The sequence below is a fragment of the Paenibacillus arenilitoris genome (genome assembly GCF_014705655.1).
In the GTDB taxonomy this organism is placed as follows: Bacteria; Bacillota; Bacilli; order Paenibacillales; family Paenibacillaceae; genus Pristimantibacillus; species Pristimantibacillus arenilitoris.
This window is the reverse complement of record NZ_JACXIY010000001.1, coordinates 11,563-29,245: the sequence shown is the minus strand read 5'-3', so window position 1 is coordinate 29,245 and position 17,683 is coordinate 11,563. Positions and strand designations below refer to the sequence as shown.

Below are 17,683 nucleotides of genomic sequence, written 5' to 3'. Positions count from 1 at the left end.
GCCTTCAAACAGCCCTTAAACCAAAGTGAGATTAACCTTTGACCGAACCGATCATCGCGCCTTTCACAAAATACTTCTGCAAAAACGGATAGACGAGAATGACCGGAATGATCGCAAACACGACCGTAGCGGAACGGAGCGTCCGTTCATTGTAATTGACCTCCTGCCTGGAAGCCAGGAAAGGCATTTCATTCGGATCGGTAATAAATTGCCTGATCTTGATCTGAAGCGGATACCAGTCCGTATCGGTTATAAAAAACAACGGATGCTGGAATTGATTCCACAGCACAACACCATAAAATAACGCAAGCGTTGCAAGCACCGCCTTGGAAAGCGGAAGCACAAAGCTGAACAACAATCTGAAATACCCGCTGCCTTCCATAAACGCCGCTTCCTCCAGTTCTTTTGGAAACTGCTTGAAGAAGGTTCTCATGATAATCAAATTAAACGGGTTCAAAATATGCGGAACGATCAGCACCAGAGGATTGTCGTAAAGCCCTATGCTCCTCACGGTCAGAAAATAAGGGACAATCGGCGCTTTGAACACCATCGTAATGACGACGCCGACCATCAGAATGCCGCCAATCATAAATTCTTTCTTGGCCAGCGGATAGGCCAGCATCGCCGTGACGAGCAGAGCAAGCAGCGTGCCGATTAAGGTCGTAATCAACGTCAGGAAGAACGAACGCCACAGATCCGGCCGATCAATCATATACTGCCAGGAATCGAACGTAAACGCTTTGGGCCAGATCGTAACCTGGTTCAAATCGACCACCCAGCCGGAGCTGAACGACACGGAAATGACCGACAGCAGCGGCAGCAAGGCGATCACGGACAGCAAGCCGAGCACGATCAGGATCGCAAATCGGAATACTTTTTCTCCTCTGGATTCGAATACCATTACCACAGCCCTCCATCCGATATTTTTCTCGACATCCGATTGAAGGTGTGCACCAGAATAAATCCGATGACCGACTGGAACAATCCGACCGCCGTCGCGAAGCTGTATTGCGCTTGCTGAATGCCCGTACGGAATACATACGTATCAAGAATATCGCCTACGCTGTAGGTCATCGGCGTTAGCAAGTTAAAGACATGATCGAAGCCGAGTTCCATGAAATTGCCGATATCCAGCAGGAAGAGGATCAGGATCGTCGGCATAAGGAGCGGCAGCGTGACATATAGCATTTGCTTCCACTTGGAAGCGCCGTCCATCATCGCCGACTCGTACAGCTGCGGATCGATCGCGCTGATCGCCGCCATATACACAATCGTTCCCCATCCGGCGTCTCTCCATATGCCCGTAATGACATACACGGCACGGAAGAATCGGCTATCCTGCATAACCAGCACGGGATCATAGCCGAACCAGCCGATGACGATGTTGAACAATCCGCTAATCGCGAATACATCGAACACAATGCCGCCGACGATAACCCACGAGAGGAAGTGAGGAATGTATAGCGCCGTTTGAATGCCTTTCTTCACGAGCGCGTGCCGCACTTCGTTGATCATAAGCGCCAGCATGACAGGTATCGGAAATGCCAGAATCGTTTTCAGAGCGCCCAATAGTAACGTATTGACGAGCACCCGCTGGAAATCGGGATAACGAAACAGCGTTTCGAAATGTTTGAACCCCACCCATGGACTATCCTGCAGCCCTCTGAATACGGAATAATCTTGTAAGGCGATGACCGAGCCCAGCAATGGAACGTATTTGAAAATAACTAAAAACGCGATTCCAGGCAACGCCATGGCATAAAGCGGCCAATACTTTCTCATGTTGTGCAACAGTCCCGCAACTAACCGTCCAGACCGCAAGCGCTTTCTTATTATCTGCTTCAGTTGTCCGACAGTCGGCGTTTGGCCTTGCGTCATATGGCTTCCACTCCCCTATCTCTATTTTCCACTAATTCCGAGCAGCTGCTTGAATTCGTTTACATGGATAATGATAACGCTTTATTGTGGAAATGACACAGGGACATTCTGTAGTTTAGACCGGGTCATTTTTTAGATTTTCAACGAAAAAAACTCCCTCCGGCGCGAACCGGGGGAGGTCTATATCGCTAGCGCTGACTGGATCGATTGCGATATTCGGTCGGCGTGCAGCCGACTGTCCGTTCGAACAGCTTGCTGAAGTAGCCCGTATCCGCATACCCGACCTTCTGGCAAATTTCGTATACCTTCAAATCGGATTTCTCCAGCAGCTCCTTGGCTTTGTTCATGCGAATATGCAGTAAAACACTTAAATACGTGTCGCCGGTCTTCTCTTTGAACAGCTGGCTAAGATAATTCGGATTAATATAAAACCGGCCGGCCAAATCCGCTAGCGTAATATTTTCTCCGTAATGCTCCGCCATATAGCCTTTAACTTCGGCAATGATGTCCCGTTTCTTCGGTATGGCGGAACTGAGCGCTTCCATCGCCTCGACGAATGATCGCTGAATGCCGCGTATGCTGTCATATTCTCGTCCGACGGCCACCGTCAACTTGATGTTCAAGCGGCTCTCGATCCTCACTCGCGCTCGTTGAAGCGCTTGAGACAGCAGAGACGCGGCCGGATGGGGATCGGCTATGATGATGGCCAGCCTTCGCTCTTCGTATCGGAAGATTTTGATATGACTATACATCGCGAGCTCCGTTCCGAGCATTTCCATAATAGCGGATAGGGGGTCAATCGTCATATTGTCCGCCGCTTCATTCATCTCAGCCAATGCCGCAACGAAGCGATGATGCGCCAGCGGGAAGGAGAGCATATGCACAAGGAAGTGATCATGGGCGTTCGGTTCATACCCGCCTTCCGCAATCTCCTTCAGCATCAGCTCATTAAATTGCTTTGTCTGCCTGCGCTCCCGTTCAATCTCCTCCATCACTTTGTAGACGCAAGCCTGCAGCTCTTCCTCTTCAACCGGTTTGTTAATAAAAAATTTGACGCCCAGCTCGATTCCCCTTTTCGCATATTCAAATTCCGCGTATCCGCTCAAAATAATAAACTTGGCTTTGCACCCCTCAGCCTTCAGGAGACCGATCATCTCTAATCCGTCGGACTGCGGCATTCGAATATCGGTCATGACAATGTCCGGCTTCAACTCTCGCACGACTTTCGCGCCTTCGATCCCGTTCATAGCCGTTCCGACAACCTCGCATGCCGGCAAATATTTTCCGATTATTTTTTGCAAACCTAGGACAATGCCGATTTCATCGTCCGCGATGACCAGCTTCACTATTGATCGCCTCCCTTTGCGCTACTGTTTCGGGATTACAATTTCGATCGTCGTTCCTTTGCCTTGTACCGAATGAACCGTTAAGTAATAACGGTCTCCGTACTGCAGCTTGATTCGCTCCGCTATATTTTTCAGCCCGATGCTCTTCGCCGAATCCTCCGCATCGATACCGACCTTCAGCTTGTCCGAATCGGCTTCCAGCAGCTGTTCGTTCAGCTTTGCGGCCTTGTCCGCCTCCATGCCGCCGGCGTCGTCGGCTATCAGGATCCGGATGTCGGCTTCAGGCGTTATCTCCCCGTCAATTCGAATATTCACCGGCTTGTTGTAATCCTGGAAGCCGTGCTGAATGCTGTTCTCTACGATCGGCTGGAAGACAAGCGGAATAATGCGGCTTTGCAACACCTCGTCCTGCAAGCGGATATGGAGCTGGAACAAATGGTTAAACCTCAAATTTTGCAAACGAAGATAGTTGATCGTATAGTCGGCTTCGTGCTGAATAAGATGCCGATCACCTTCCCTGCCTAGCGAAAGCCGCAGCATTCGCGCCAATATTTTGATCATGTCCGCGATTTCCTCCTGATCTCTCATAAGCGCTTTCATTCTGATGGATTCGAGCGTATTGTACAGCATATGCGGATTGATTTGATGCTGCAGCGCCAGGAATTTCGCCTGTTTCTGCTTGATTTCGGCGACATACACTTCCTCAATCAATGATTTAATGGTTGTGATCATTTTGTTGTAGCTGAATACGAGATGTCCGATTTCGCCGTTCACCGCCGTTGTTTCGATCGGCGCGTATTGGCCGGCCTCCGCCAGCTTCATGCTTTTGCGCAAATTCTGAATCGGTCTTGTAATATTGGAGCTGAAGACGACCGATACCACGATGATAATGATAAAGCTGATTGCGAACACAAGCAAAGCCGCGTAAGCGATCGTATCAATTTTTTGCAGTAATTTATCGCGGGGAATTTCCGTTCTGACGGTCAATTTGGTTGCATCCGTGCTGCTTGTCAGAACGATAAGACCCTCTTGCGATTCAGTTGCGGGATCAAGTTTTTGAGCCGATAGTTCTTTCCAGGTTGTTTTGCCGCTGACCATATCCGAATGATAAACCATTTCTCCCGAATTCGTATAAATAATGACCCGCATATCGTAGCGGTCTCTCGCCACGATAAATTTTTCATTCAGTTTGAGCAGCTCTGAGGGATCGAGATCGATGAGCAGGATGCCCGCACGCGATCCATCCGGATTGTACAGCACCCTGCCAACCGTAAAAAGCGCGCCTTCGCCTTGCTTCTCAAAGTACGATTGATCATGCAAGCCGGTAATAAACACGGCGTCGTCCGCATCCGGCACTCGCTTATGCCATTCCTGCTCGAGCAGCAGGTCTTCCTTCACCATATTCGATGTGTTCGTGTAGGAATAGACATGATGGCTATTACTGATCAGCGTAATGCCGGAAATTTCCGGCTTTAAGACAGCCACCCGCATCAGCAGCCGGTTAATGCTGTTTTTATTGTCGATCAGCTCGCTCATCGGAACGTCATCCTCTGCGCCGAGCCGTGACAGAATGTCGTTGTCGATCAAGACCGACTTCGTAATTCTGTCATATTCATGGACAAAATTAAGAACGGAAGAGTCGATCTGCGACGTGTATAACGCCGCGAATTCTTCCGCCGATTGTTCAAGACTGTCCGCGGATTGGCGGTAAATAATGAGAATGGCCGTCAGCAACGGAATCATGCAGATCAACAAGTAGCTGAGCATCATTTTTTTCTGCAGCTTCATATTGGCTATGGCATCGCGGGTATTGCCCAAACTTAGTCGTCTTATCATTGCCGATCGCTCCCTTGAACAACGAAAGTCGCATAATAAATCTTGACGGGCAACAGCCATGTCGTTTTTTTTGTGAATCATAACATTGCGATGCAAAAAAAATCAACACCGAACGTCACCTTTCCCAAAGGGACTCCTATAGACATCGAGACACTTCAAAAAACTCTGACAACTAAAATATCACTAGACGATATGCAGACATAAGCGTAAACGGCTGCGCCGTCCTTTGGTAGAACAGCATACGTTTCGCGTTGAAATATAAGCTCAGTATAAAGAGTACAGGGTGATCCGAATGCGATCGGATCACCCTGTTCGTTAGTACGATATATACAGCGTTGATGTAACGGCCCATTTCGAGAACGTCCTAAGCAAATGGCACTTGCGGCTTGATCCATCCATTCCTTGACGTTCTGTATCATATCGTTCCTCTCCTCGCCTGGTTACAACGGGACGGTCAGCCCCGCCTGCGGCCATGTTTTTTTTCTAAGCGCCCTGCACTCTTTTTGAATCAGGAGCACCGTCCAAACAACCATCAGCGTATCGATGGCCAGAGCCCCCCAGTAGACGCCTGCAACACCTGTGATCGCAGGAGCAATCAGCATGACCGGAATGTAGAACACCAGCTGTCTGACGAGCCCGATCACGGCGGCCGGCCTTCCTTTGTCAATGGCGGGGAAAAACGTCATCGCCATGAAGACGATGGACAACAGCGGCAGGATCGCCATATAAATTCGGAAAAATTGCGATTGCTCCGCCGTCATAGCCGAGCCCGGCAGCATCAGCCCCAATACCGAGCCTGGAGCAAGCATGGAGATGAGCCAGAAAGGCAGCGTCAGCAGCACGGAGGCTGCAGTAAATATTTGGTATGCACGAATGACCCGCTCGTATTGTCCGGCGCCGTAGTTAATGCCGACTACCGGCTGCAGCGCGCGCATCAATCCGAAGATCGGAGTGAGCAGGAACGTAAATACGCGATACACGACGCCATAGAAGGCGATGTCCTGCATGGTGCCGTACCGGGAAAGCGCGTTGAACACAACGATGCCTTGAACGAGATTCATGACGTTCATGATCAGCGATGCCATCCCGAGGGAGACGATCGATTTGACGGTCGCCCAATCCCAATAGAAGGCGCTCGCTTTCGTTTGGAACGACGACCAGCCTTTACTGAAGTACACAAAGCCGAGAAGCGTGTATACGATCATTCCGGCGTTCGTCGCCCACGCCGCGCCTGCAACGCCCAGATCGAGCGCCGCAACGAGAAGGTAGTTGAACGCTACGTCCGCCGCGAGCCCGATGCCCATGACCAGCGCTGCCGTTCTCATTTTCCCTTCGGCTCTGACAATCATGTTGGCAGCCAGGCCGTAAATCCAGAAGAACGAGCCAAGGACCGTAATGGTGAAGTAACGTTCGCCTAGAACGAGCGCTTCTCCTTGCCCTCCCATTACCTTCACGAATTCGCTAGAGAGAGGCAGTGCGACAGTCATATACACGATAGTGACGATAAGAGACAGACTGTTGACATGCCCCAGCAGCCGCTGCTGAACCGCCTTGTCCTGGCGGCCTATGGCAATGCTTAATACCGCTCCGGCGCCGACTCCGATCAAGGAGCCGAAGCCCATGCCGAACATAGTTAACGGATACGCCACGGACACTCCCGCCAGCGCGGTCTCCCCGATATAACGCGCAACGAACACGGCGGCTATAACGGCGTTCAGCCCGTACAGCACCATCGCCATGATCGCCGGCCACGACAGCTGAACCATCACTTTCCATAAGCTATCCTGCAAAATGAAGCGCTGCTGCCGTTCTTTGTCATTCACGGCGGTTTGACTCATTGCAATACCTCCTTCGTGCCGGATGTGCCGGGAATTTTCCACCCGCTCGCGCGGGTTTGCAGCTCCCATAACCTTGCATACAGACCTCTTCCGCCGAGCAGCTCCTCATGCCGTCCCTGCTCCGCGATACGCCCCCGGTCCAGGACGATGATGTTGTCCGCTTTGACGACGGTTCTCAACCGATGGGCGATCATGATGACGGTCCGCCCTTGAACCAGCCGGCCAATGGCCTTCTGCAGCTCCGACTCGTTCTCCGGGTCCAGAGATGAGGCCGCCTCGTCCAGCAGCAGGATCGGGGCATTTTTGAGCATCGCGCGGGCGATGGATACCCGCTGCTTCTCGCCGCCCGACAAGGTAGAACCTCCTTCGCCCACGACGGAATCGTAGCCCTGCGGCAGCTTCATGATGAAATCATGGCAGCAAGCTTCCTTGGCAGCCGCCTCGATCTCCTCCTGGGTCGCGTCCTCCCGACCGTAGCGGATATTGTTGCATACCGTATCCTGGAACAAATAGACGTCCTGGAACACCATCGAAATGTTCTTCAGCAGCTGCTCCGGGTCCGTCTCCCGAATGTCGCCGCCCCCTATCCGCACACTTCCTTGCTGCGGGTCGTAGAAGCGGGCAATCAGGCGCAGCATCGTGCTTTTCCCGCTGCCCGACAGGCCTACGATGGCGGTAAGCGTCCCTTCCTTCATCTCTGCCGTTACGCGATCAAGCACAACGAGCTTGTCGTAACGAAACGTAACCTCGTCGAATCGGATGTGAAAGCTTCCCGCGGGCCCGTTCTCCCCTGTCATGACGGGCTCCTTAAGCACGCCTGCGATACGCTCGCCGGCCATAGCGTCATATTTGAACGCCGGCAGACGCATGATCGCCACCGACATCGGATCGAAGATTCGCGTTCCGATGAGCAGAAACATGACAAACACGGGCACGGTTACCGCTCCATCCAGCATGAGATAAACGCCTGTCATCGTAATCAGGGACAGGCCCATCTCGACAAAAGCGATCGCTACCAGAAAGAATGGGCCCAGCACCCCCTCCAGCCTGATGCTCTCGAGCATGAAATGATGGTATGCCCGCTTCAGTCTCGTAAAGTTGTCACCGCGCAAATTGTAAGCTTTGATCACCTTCATGCCGAGCAAGTACTCCTGAAGGCGGCCCGATTGGTCGATTCTCGCTGCGGAATGGCTCTGGCCCAGCTTGCGCTCCAGGCGGGACACTCCCCATAGAATGAGAAGCGCGACGGGAAAGCCTGCCATCATCGCCAGCGCCATCCGCCAGTCGACAAACAACAATCCGGCAAACGCCAGCAGCGGGACGACAGCGCCGCTAATGAGCTGCGGCAAAATATGGGTCGCGGCATTCTCGGTCTGCGCGAAGTCGTTCATCATCATCTGGCCCAGCTCGCCGGCATTTTTTTTCATCAGAAAGCCAAGCGGCAGCTTGCGCACATGCTCAGCCAGCTGCGTCCGGCCTTCCGCCGAAGCGCGGTAGGCTCCGCGGTACACGGAGCGGTAAGACATCAACTCGGCGGCAAATACCAGAACAAGGAAGATCGCCATGCCTCCCCAGGCAAGCCACATCCCCTGCCAATTTAACGGTACATGCGGGTCCGCGTAATACGCGTACAGGATGCTCACCGCCGCGGACAAGCAGGCGAACGGAATCATATTGTCGATATTGGCGAGCGCCGTCCAGACAATCGGTCTCCGCATGGTCTCCGGACGGCCCGCGGTAATATGCCGCAATCGCTCCATCATGTGGACAGTCCCTCCTCTCTCCCGGGCACGCGTTCAAGCTGCCAGTGCGCGGACATCGTATAGGCGTCCCACATGCTCTTGTACAGGCCTCCGCGGCCCAGCAGCTGCTGATGGTTGCCCGTTTCTTCAATGCGCCCTTCCTTCAGCACAATGATGCGGTCCGCTTCGCAGATCGTCGTCAAGCGATGGGCGATAATCAGCACCGTTTTCCCTTTCATGAGCTCTCCGAGAGCCAGCTGCATCTGATATTCATTCTCCGGATCGGAATACGCCGTCGCTTCGTCAAGCACAAGAATCGGAGCGTTTTTCAGAATGGCTCTAGCCACCGAAATCCTCTGCTCCTCGCCGCCTGACAAATAGACGCCCCCTTCGCCGACCCGCGTATCGTAGCCGTCCGGCAGCCGCTCGATAAACGAATGGCATTGGGCCGCGCGGGCTGCCGCAAGCACATCTTCCCAGCTTACTGCCGGATTGCCCGCCGCGATGTTGTTGTACACCGTATCCGAGAACAGGAACGTTTCCTGAAACACGAAGGACATCGTATCCATCAGCTCGCTCGTCTTCATCCTCCTGATATCGACGCCGCCAATCGTAATGCTGCCTGTCTGAACGTCCCAGAACCGTGGAATCAGCTGAGCGACAGTCGACTTGCCGGACCCGGACGGTCCTACTAGAGCGGTAATCTCCCCTTGCCGCGCCGTCAAGCTCATATGGTGCAGCACAGGGACGCCATTCGTGCCGCCGTAAGAGAAGCCGACCCCATGAAACTGAACATCGTAGGATGACGGACGTTCATTATCGTCAGGCTCCGCGATCGCCTCCTGCTCGAGAATATCGTCGATGCGCCGGACCCCCTCGACGATGACATTCAGGGCGGAGGCGAAGCTGTTCAGCTTGAAGATCGGCGAAGCCACTCCCGGCACAAGCACGAGAAAGAACATTAGCGTTCGTGCAAAAGCCATATTGTCCGGATCCCTGCTGAGAATAAACAATCCGGCAGGAAGCACGAACGTAGCGAGCGATAAGACGATCACTTTATAAGACACGTAGCCGTTCTGGAAATGATCGGCGTACTTGAGGCTGAAATCGCGATAGCGCACGATGTCTTCATGGAATTGGCGGAACGAGTGGACCGTCTGCCCGAACATCTTAATCGCAGGCATCCCCCGCACATACTGAATGGCGGAGCTATTGATATTTTCCAAGGAGTCAAAGTATTCCCTCATGCCTCTCTTCGCCTTGTCGCCGGCCATCATCGAATATTGGACGGTAAAACCGATCACAATCGGAATGATGCAGGCCAGCGCCAGCCAGACGTTCAGGCAAAGCATGACAATGAACATCGCCGCAATCATCGCCGCAGTAGAAATCAGATCAGGCAGCTGGTGGGCGATAAAAAGCTCTATTCGTTCCACGTCCATCTCCATGTTCTTTTTGAGCTTGCCTGTCGCATTTTTGCTGAAAAAGCCGAGCGGAAGCCGCCCCAGGTGATCGGAAAGCTTGACCCTGATCTGGTACAGGATGCGGAAGGCGGCGATATGAGAGCACATCCCCCCAAAGTACATGAGGACATACCCGAGCACCATGCCCGTTACTCCCCATACGGCCCATCGAATCACATACCCGCCGTCGATCGAGGCCATGTCTTGATCGTGCCGAAGCAGCTCAGCGATAATAAAATACACCGCCAGATACGGTACAAGCTTCATCAGGACGCTTGCCGCGGATAATAGGCCGGACCACACCAACAGCCCCTTCTTCTCGCCCGCCAGCTCGAGCAGTCTTGCTATTCCTTGTTTGTTCCCCGCCTTCACTGCCGCTTCCCCTTCCTTTCTTCAACGTCACCACATGGCTGCAAGCCAGATCCGTCAAGATCCGGTCGTGCGTAATAATGACAACGGTTTTGCCGGCCTGTGCCAGCTTCCTCACCCAGGCGGCAACGTGCAGGACGCCGTCGCCGTCGAGCCCGCTTGTCGGTTCATCCAGCACGATCAGCTGCGCGTCCGAGCAGTACGCTGCGGCCATCGTGACCCGCTGCTTCTCTCCTCCGGACAAGGACGCCGGATGTCTGTGCCGAAGCTCGCTTAAGCCGAATGCGTCCAAAGCCTCGTAAGCCCGGGTACGCAGCGCTTCATCCAGACGCCTGCCCAGCACCAGCTCGTTGCCGACACTGTCCGCATAAAGCTGATAATCGGCATCCTGCATGACGAGGTAACTGAGGGATCGCCGGACGCGAGCGCTCAAGTGAGAATCGTTGCGGGTGACCTCCCCTTTGCTCTGACGGAGCAGACCGCTCAATATTTTGCCTAACGTCGTTTTGCCCGCGCCATTGTCTCCTGTCAGTGCGGTCACGCTGCCCCCAGGGAGCGTAAGATCCATTCCTTCAAAGCCTTCGCCCTTTCTCCCGTAGCGATAAGCGAGGCTGCGCCCCACTATAGCCGAGCCTCCCGCCGGGCATTCCTTATCGCCAATTCCAGATACATGATGTATCATATCCGGATGACGCAGCCCGAACGGACGGACATCTTCGTAGTTGAGCTTGGCAAATTCGTCGTTTGTCCATACGCGGGCTATCTCGCCGCGGTCCATGCAAACGAAGGAGTCGGCGATCTGCAGCAGCGAGTGCAAGCGGTGCTCGCTGATGACAAGGGTCGTACCGTTCCGCTTCAGCTGGCCGAGCAGCTCGATGACAGCTTGCGTCGTCGGCTCATCCAGATTGGCCGTCGGTTCGTCCAATAGGAGCAACGCAGGCGCAAGAATGGAAGCGGCGGCAATAGCGACGCGCTGCTTCTGCCCGCTGGATAGATCGTTCAGCTTCCGGTCCAGCAGGTGAGCGATATGAAGCAGCTCCGCTTGCCGGGTGATTCTCTCCAGCGCCTCTTCCGGAGGAATGCCGAGATTTTCTGCCGAGAACGCCAATTCGTCCCGAACGACATTCATAAAAAATTGGCTGCGCGGGTCCTGGAATATCACGCCGATCCGCCTCGTACGCTCCTCAGGCGTCATTAACGATGGCGACTGGCCCCCTAAGAGCACTTCACCGGCGAGGTTCCCTGGATAGAAGCCCGGCGCCAGCCCGCTCAAAAGCCGCAATATCGTACTCTTGCCGCTTCCCGAACGGCCGCACAGCACCGTGCACGTACCGGCCGGGACAGACAGGCTAATGCCGCGCACCCCGGATTCGCTTGTCGGCTCTGGCCCGGATTCCTCTTCATCGATGCCGTACCGAAACGTTACATTGTTCAGATGAATCATTGGACAATCCCGCCTAACCCGCAAATCATGCCGCCAATCAGAACATACAGCCCCGCTGCAGTACGGTCGACCGCCGTCAGCCCGATGGGATAGATCGTCGTTCGTACACGGTCGCATTCGATACCCCGCAGCTCCGCCGAGGCCGCCAGCTCGGATGACAGCTTCAGACATCGGACGATGAGCGGTACGAAATAACACTCATATGCTCTGATCGGATGCAGCAAGGCGTTGTGCCCGTTCGAGAATATGCCTCTTGCCCGGATGCCGTTGCGAATCGCTTTGAATTCGAGCAGCAGCAGCGGGAAAAACCGGACCAGAATGCACAGCATGACGACGACGGGCTTCGGCGCGTACGCTCTCTGCAGGGCGGACATCATTCTGCCGGGCGGCACGTTCAGCAGCGCCGCCCCCACCATCGCTATAGGCATCATTTTGGAGAAGGTAAAGAGGATAATCCCCAATATGGCAGAGATATCTGGAATAACAGGAAGCAAAGCCGTCATCGCCGAGTATGCCAGCACAAAATACAGAGCATTCCGGAGCAACCCGTTCCAAATCAAATACAAGGCGCTGACCGCCACCAGCATATGCACTTTCACAAGCTCAGTCGCAAGAAAGGTCAGAATGCCGGACGCGATCAGGACAATGACGTGTGTTCGCGGGTCCATCGCTGTCATACGAGCTTCGCTTTCCTCACATGCTTCTTCAGCAGCGCGCTTCCAGCCAGGCAGCCGGCCGCAGATCCGACGAACGAGACAACGCACATGATGATCACCATACTGGGCGTACTGTAGTAATACAGCATCTCCTCCAGCTTGGCCGGGGTGTAGCTTTGCTCCAGAATGGACATATATTGCTCTCGGAACAAGATAAGAGGCACGAAGCCGCACAGCGAATACCCGACGTAATAGATTCCGTAGCCTATGGCGTTGCGAGCCGCTTTCTTATATGTACCGCTGCCTCTCATCGCCAGCTCGCACAGCGCCCCGAAGACAGCCAATATCATCAAGAAATAAATAAATCCAAAAGCGGTATAATATAAGCCTAAAATGATGGAGTTGAAAAAAAGCACACCCGGCTTGCCTATTTTACTGGCCAATACCATATAAACGGGGCCGTTAATAAGAGCAACAACGCCTCCTCCAATCAAATGCCAGATCGGATGTACAATCATCATATTGCAGGCGGTAAGAATGATCAGCATCACCACATTGAATATGGCTAAAGTAATGAAATCCCTCATTGTCCACCGGTTCGTATTCAAGGCGACATTTGCTTGCGGTTGCATAAGTGGATAACCCTCCCTAAATGTAAATAACCTCCAAAATTTGCCCTAACAACAAAAAGTTTGCCTAGTTTTGGTACAATACAAAAGTTTTTACCTTAGGCAAAAAAACTGGTTATTTTTAACTTTATCAGTTTCCATTTCTTTGTCAAGACTTTTTGTACGCTCTAAAAAACCTTTATATTCCTGGATATGACCTCGTGGTGCTTACAGATATACGTGAATGTCAAATAGCCCCCGCCAGGCGGCGGGAGCGGAGAAATAAGCTGAGACTAGCATTGGGGAAATCAGAACTCGGGCGAGCCTTCTCCCTTGAGAACGCTTAGCTTCCTTTTGAAGTTGCCTGTCTTTCTTCCAGGACATGCAGCCAATTTCGAAGCAGTTCAAGCGTGCCCCAGCTGAAATGATGCTCCAGCTGTTCCACTTCTCTTTCGATGCGCTGCTCGGGTACGCCAATCTGCCGTAAGAACCGTTCCAGCAGCCGATGCCTGTCGAGCAGCTGTTTGCCGATCGTTGTTCCTTTCCCCGTCAAGGAAATCCGGCCATATTTCTCATATTCAATGTAGCCGGATTCACCGAGCTTCTGAGCCATCTTCGAAGCGGAAGAGGGAAGAATGGATAACGCGTCGGCAACATCGGAAACCCGGGTATATCCTTTGGTTAGCGACAGCAGATAGATTTGCTCCAAATGATCTTCCATGCTAGGCGTCGTCATCTTGTCCCCTCCTGTTTATGTGGATGTGAGGGTCGGCCGCATGAACCTCGCAACGATTCCATGCTTCGGCGAAGCAATGAAGCAGATCAGGAATACGAGCCCGGTCGAAAAAGCCATCGATCCGGAAATGGACGTATCCAGCCAAACGGCGATAAAATATCCGGATACGGCGGAAACAATGCCGAAAACACCGCTTAAAGCCATCATCATCGCCAGTCGATCCGTCCACAGATACGCCGCTGACGCCGGCGTGATGAGCATCGCCACAACCATAATCGCGCCCACAGCGTCGAAAGCCGCTACCGTTGTCACCGAAACAAGCGCCATAAAAACGTAATGCATGAGCACAACCGGAATGCCAATGCTTGCTGCAAGCGCCGGATCAAATGAAGTGAGCTTCCATTCCTTGAAAAACCCAATAATGGCGATCAAAACAATGATAAGTACAATGGATAGAATAAATACCGCTTCCGGCACCTCCCCGATCCAGGGCAGGCTCATTCTCTCCCAAGGGATGAACGTAATTTCCCCCATCAAGGTGTGCTGAACGTCCAGGTGCGCATTCCCGACCTTGGTCGCAATCAGTACGACGCCAATGGCGAATAAAGAGGTAAACACAACGCCGATCGAAGCTTCCTGCTGTACGCCGAGCGAGTGGAGCCACTGAATGAAAATCGCGGTCAGCAATCCGGCAGCGATTGCTCCGATCAGCATATGGATGCCGCTCAATTCGCGCGTGATCAAATACGCTGTAACTATGCCAAGCAATACGGAATGGCTGATGGCGTCTGCCATCATCGCCATTCGGCGCAATACGAGAAGTGCACCGATTAGTCCGCAGGAGACCCCGACTAGCGAAGCGGTAAGTATAATCCAGCCTGCGTAACTCATCCCGATCCCCCCCTTTCCGGCAGATGGAGATTTTGGACGGACGGTTGATTAAGCTGCCTTCTCTGACGATATTGCTGAATCCCGATGACCAGCAAACCTTTGCGAATGCCCAAGGCCAACGAGAAAACGAACAACGAAGCGGCTGCAATTACAATAAACGGGCCTGTCGGCCATCCCTTGCCGTACGCGCTCAGCAGCGTCCCGATGACGCCCGCTCCGCCTCCAAACAAGGCCGACAAAACCATCATCCACTTGAAGGAATTCGTCCAGTATCTGGCGCTGACGGCCGGCGTAATCAGCAGCGCCGCCATAAGAATGACTCCGACCGCCTGGATGCCGATGACAATTACCAGCACAAGGCAAAACATATACAGGCTGTTCATCCAGCGACTCGACAACCCTAGCCCTTTGGCGAATGCCGCGTCGAACAGAAACAGCTTCCATTCCTTGAAGGCGACGATCGCAATGAACAGAACAAGCAGCGCCAATCCGGACATGAGCCATACGTCCTTGCTCACCATGGAGGCGGCCTGCCCAAAGATAAAGCTGTCCAGGCCGCTTTGGTTGGCTCCGGCCATGCGATTGACGAAGGTCAGCAGCATGACGCCGAAACCGAAGAAGACGGACAGGATAATGCCCATCGCCGCGTCTTCCTTGACACGGCTTGAGGAGCGAATCCAATGGATGATCAGGGCACCGAATAGCGCGCTCGCTGCAGCTCCGGCGATCATGACCGGCAGATTCTTCACCCCAAGGATGGCAAATCCGATAATAACGCCTGGCAAAGCCGCATGAGACAACGCATCGCTCATCAGGCTTTGCCGCTTCCAATAGGCAAAGCAGCCGATAATGCCGGCAGCCGTCCCCAGTATCAAGGTGCTCAGCAGCACCCATTGCGCGTTATGCGACAATCCCAGCGTCATCCCGACCTCGCTCCCCTCCAGCGCAGCGTTCCCCCATACGTTCGGTAAATATTGCTTTCATTAAAGATCTCTTCCGTGGGACCATGCGCAATGACGGATCGATTGAGCAGCAGGACATGGTCAAAATAATCTTCAACCGTCTGCAGGTCGTGATGGACGACCAGCACCGTTCTTCCCCGGCTCTTCAGCAAGTTGAGCGTTGCCATAATCGCACGCTCCGTTGCAGCGTCCACGCCGGCAAGGGGCTCATCCAGGAAGTACAGATCCGCATCCATGACGAGCGCGCGGGCAAGAAAGACCCGCTGCTGCTGACCGCCGGACAGCTGGCTGATTTGACGGGAAGCGTAATCCGCCATGCCCATCTCTGCCAAAGCTTCCATGGCTTTTTCGCGATGAGATCGTTTCGGCCATTTCAGCCAACCGATTTTCCCGTACAGTCCCATCATGACGACATCAAGCGCGTTGGTCGGAAAATCCCAATCCACGGAGCCGCGCTGCGGCACATAGCCGATTCGGGACTTCACTTTCGGGTAGGGGGAACCAAAGAAGGCCACCTTGCCTGCCAGTCGGGGATGCAATTCCAGGATGACCTTGAGAAGAGTTGATTTCCCGGCTCCGTTAGGCCCTACAATGCTGGTCATGGTCCCCGGCTCTACATCAAATACAACGTTGTCCAGCACTTTATTCTTACGGTAGGAAGCGGATAAGCCTTCAACACTGAGAACCGGAAGCATACCCGTTACTCTCCTTCTACGCTTAATGCTTGATAGATCGTATCTACGTTATGGCCGTACATGCCGAGGTATGTACCTTCCAGCGTACCCGCATCGCCCATCGCGTCGGAGAACAATTCGCCGCCGACCGCTACATTCAGCCCTTGCTTTTTGGCTCCTTCGATCACGGCATTGATGGAGGCTGGATTAATGCTGCTTTCCACAAATACAGCAGGCACCTGATAGTCCACCAGCAGCTTCACCGTATTGTCGATATCGGATAACCCCACTTCATCTTCGGTGCTCAGTCCTTGCAGCCCGACCACTTCCATATCATGCATGCGGCCAAAATAACCAAATGCGTCATGAGCCGTAATCAATACTCGTTTTTCTTTCGGAATTTGCGTTAATTTTTCCTTGGCATCCGTCTTCAGCTCATCCAGCTTTTTGAAATACGATTGTTTGTTGGTCTCGAAGTAATCCGCGTCATCGGGAGCGGCCTTCTTCAATTCCTCGGTTGCCGCTTCAAGCGCTTGCTTCCATAAGTCAATATCGAACCAAACGTGCGGATCTGTCGCTCCCGTTTCATCCTTCAACAGCTGGTCTGCGGGAATCGACTCGCTTATCGCCAGCACAGGCCTGGATTTGCCAATCTCCTCGAACACCTTGAGCATATTGGCCTCCAAATGGAGCCCGCTGTAGAAGATCACATCGCCTTTTTCCAGCTTGCCGATATCCCCTTGGGTCGCATTGTATAAGTGCGGATCGACACCCGGCCCCATCAAGCTTTGCACCGTGACCCGGTCGCCTCCAATGACGGACATCGGTTCGGCAATCTGTGCAATGGTGGTTACAACGTTCAGCTTTTCCCCGGTTGCTTCACTCGTTTTCTCGTCAGAGGCGCACCCCGCCATCCATACGGCAAGGACAAGCAAACAACCTCCTAATACAATCCCTTTCAACCTCACTCGTACTCGCTTCACTCTTTTCTCCTCCCAAAAACCAAACTGTTTTAACTCAAAAGTTTTTCCCGTAGGCAAAACTTGTGGTTAGGTATAACTTAATTTTTCTTCTTTTAGTTGTCAAGACTTTTTTGTTTAGCTTCTACGCTATGAAATAATACGAATCGTTCAAAACCATTGATATTACTTGGATTCTCCTGATTGATTTATAGATTAGAAATATGTTTCCCTAAGGAAACACTTTTCTCAAAAAAATCTGTCAGCTCGCCTCCCTGCTT

The 17,683-nt window shown here is 53.0% G+C and carries 15 protein-coding genes; all 15 read right to left on the bottom strand.

Features of this window, described 5'->3' with window-relative positions:
* Positions 1–31: 31 nt before the first annotated feature.
* The 15 genes from IDH41_RS00120 to IDH41_RS00050 all read right to left on the bottom strand — a co-directional run bounded on the left by IDH41_RS00120 (position 32) and on the right by IDH41_RS00050 (position 17,357).
* Positions 32–901 carry a carbohydrate ABC transporter permease gene (locus IDH41_RS00120; protein ID WP_190857146.1) on the bottom strand — a complete coding sequence of 290 codons (870 nt, stop codon included), beginning with the start codon at positions 899–901 and terminating at the stop codon, positions 32–34.
* Positions 901–1,782 carry an ABC transporter permease gene (locus IDH41_RS00115; RefSeq protein WP_223829324.1) on the bottom strand — a complete coding sequence of 294 codons (882 nt, stop codon included), beginning with the start codon at positions 1,780–1,782 and terminating at the stop codon, positions 901–903. The genes IDH41_RS00120 and IDH41_RS00115 overlap by 1 nt, the downstream gene beginning before the upstream one ends.
* Positions 1,783–2,066: 284 nt before the next feature.
* Positions 2,067–3,224: a helix-turn-helix domain-containing protein gene (locus tag IDH41_RS00110; protein ID WP_190857142.1), complete on the bottom strand. Its 1,158-nt coding sequence runs from the start codon at positions 3,222–3,224 to the stop codon at positions 2,067–2,069.
* A gap of 21 nt (positions 3,225–3,245) precedes the next feature.
* Positions 3,246–5,060, bottom strand: coding sequence for a cache domain-containing sensor histidine kinase (locus IDH41_RS00105; protein ID WP_223829323.1), 1,815 nt, complete (start codon positions 5,058–5,060; stop codon positions 3,246–3,248).
* Between the two features lie 440 nt (positions 5,061–5,500).
* On the bottom strand, positions 5,501–6,898 hold the full coding sequence (locus IDH41_RS00100; RefSeq protein ID WP_190857140.1) for an MATE family efflux transporter: 1,398 nt from the start codon (positions 6,896–6,898) through the stop codon (positions 5,501–5,503).
* Positions 6,895–8,658, bottom strand: a complete 1,764-nt coding sequence (locus IDH41_RS00095; RefSeq protein ID WP_190857624.1) for an ABC transporter ATP-binding protein — start codon at positions 8,656–8,658, stop codon at positions 6,895–6,897. Before IDH41_RS00095 ends, IDH41_RS00100 begins: the two co-directional genes overlap by 4 nt.
* A complete protein-coding gene (locus tag IDH41_RS00090; protein WP_223829349.1) occupies positions 8,658–10,370 on the bottom strand; it encodes an ABC transporter ATP-binding protein in 1,713 nt (570 codons plus the stop codon). Before IDH41_RS00090 ends, IDH41_RS00095 begins: the two co-directional genes overlap by 1 nt.
* On the bottom strand, positions 10,327–11,916 hold the full coding sequence (locus IDH41_RS00085) for an ABC transporter ATP-binding protein (protein WP_223829321.1): 1,590 nt from the start codon (positions 11,914–11,916) through the stop codon (positions 10,327–10,329). The genes IDH41_RS00090 and IDH41_RS00085 overlap by 44 nt, the downstream gene beginning before the upstream one ends.
* Positions 11,913–12,593, bottom strand: a complete 681-nt coding sequence (locus IDH41_RS00080; protein ID WP_190857137.1) for an energy-coupling factor transporter transmembrane component T — start codon at positions 12,591–12,593, stop codon at positions 11,913–11,915. The genes IDH41_RS00085 and IDH41_RS00080 overlap by 4 nt, the downstream gene beginning before the upstream one ends.
* A complete protein-coding gene (locus IDH41_RS00075) occupies positions 12,590–13,204 on the bottom strand; it encodes an MptD family putative ECF transporter S component (protein WP_190857136.1) in 615 nt (204 codons plus the stop codon). The genes IDH41_RS00080 and IDH41_RS00075 overlap by 4 nt, the downstream gene beginning before the upstream one ends.
* Positions 13,205–13,523: 319 nt before the next feature.
* Positions 13,524–13,916, bottom strand: coding sequence for a transcriptional regulator MntR (gene mntR, locus IDH41_RS00070; RefSeq protein ID WP_190857135.1), 393 nt, complete (start codon positions 13,914–13,916; stop codon positions 13,524–13,526).
* 15 nt (positions 13,917–13,931) lie between these two features.
* Entirely contained in the window at positions 13,932–14,807 is an 876-nt protein-coding gene (locus IDH41_RS00065; protein WP_190857134.1) for a metal ABC transporter permease, read from the bottom strand.
* Positions 14,804–15,730 (bottom strand): metal ABC transporter permease, encoded by a 927-nt coding sequence (locus IDH41_RS00060; protein ID WP_190857133.1) that lies wholly within the window; start codon positions 15,728–15,730, stop codon positions 14,804–14,806. Before IDH41_RS00060 ends, IDH41_RS00065 begins: the two co-directional genes overlap by 4 nt.
* A complete protein-coding gene (locus tag IDH41_RS00055) occupies positions 15,727–16,464 on the bottom strand; it encodes a metal ABC transporter ATP-binding protein (protein WP_190857131.1) in 738 nt (245 codons plus the stop codon). The genes IDH41_RS00060 and IDH41_RS00055 overlap by 4 nt, the downstream gene beginning before the upstream one ends.
* Before the next feature lie 5 nt (positions 16,465–16,469).
* Complete coding sequence (locus tag IDH41_RS00050) at positions 16,470–17,357, bottom strand: metal ABC transporter solute-binding protein, Zn/Mn family (RefSeq protein ID WP_190857623.1); 888 nt, start codon at positions 17,355–17,357, stop codon at positions 16,470–16,472.
* Positions 17,358–17,683: the final 326 nt, after the last annotated feature.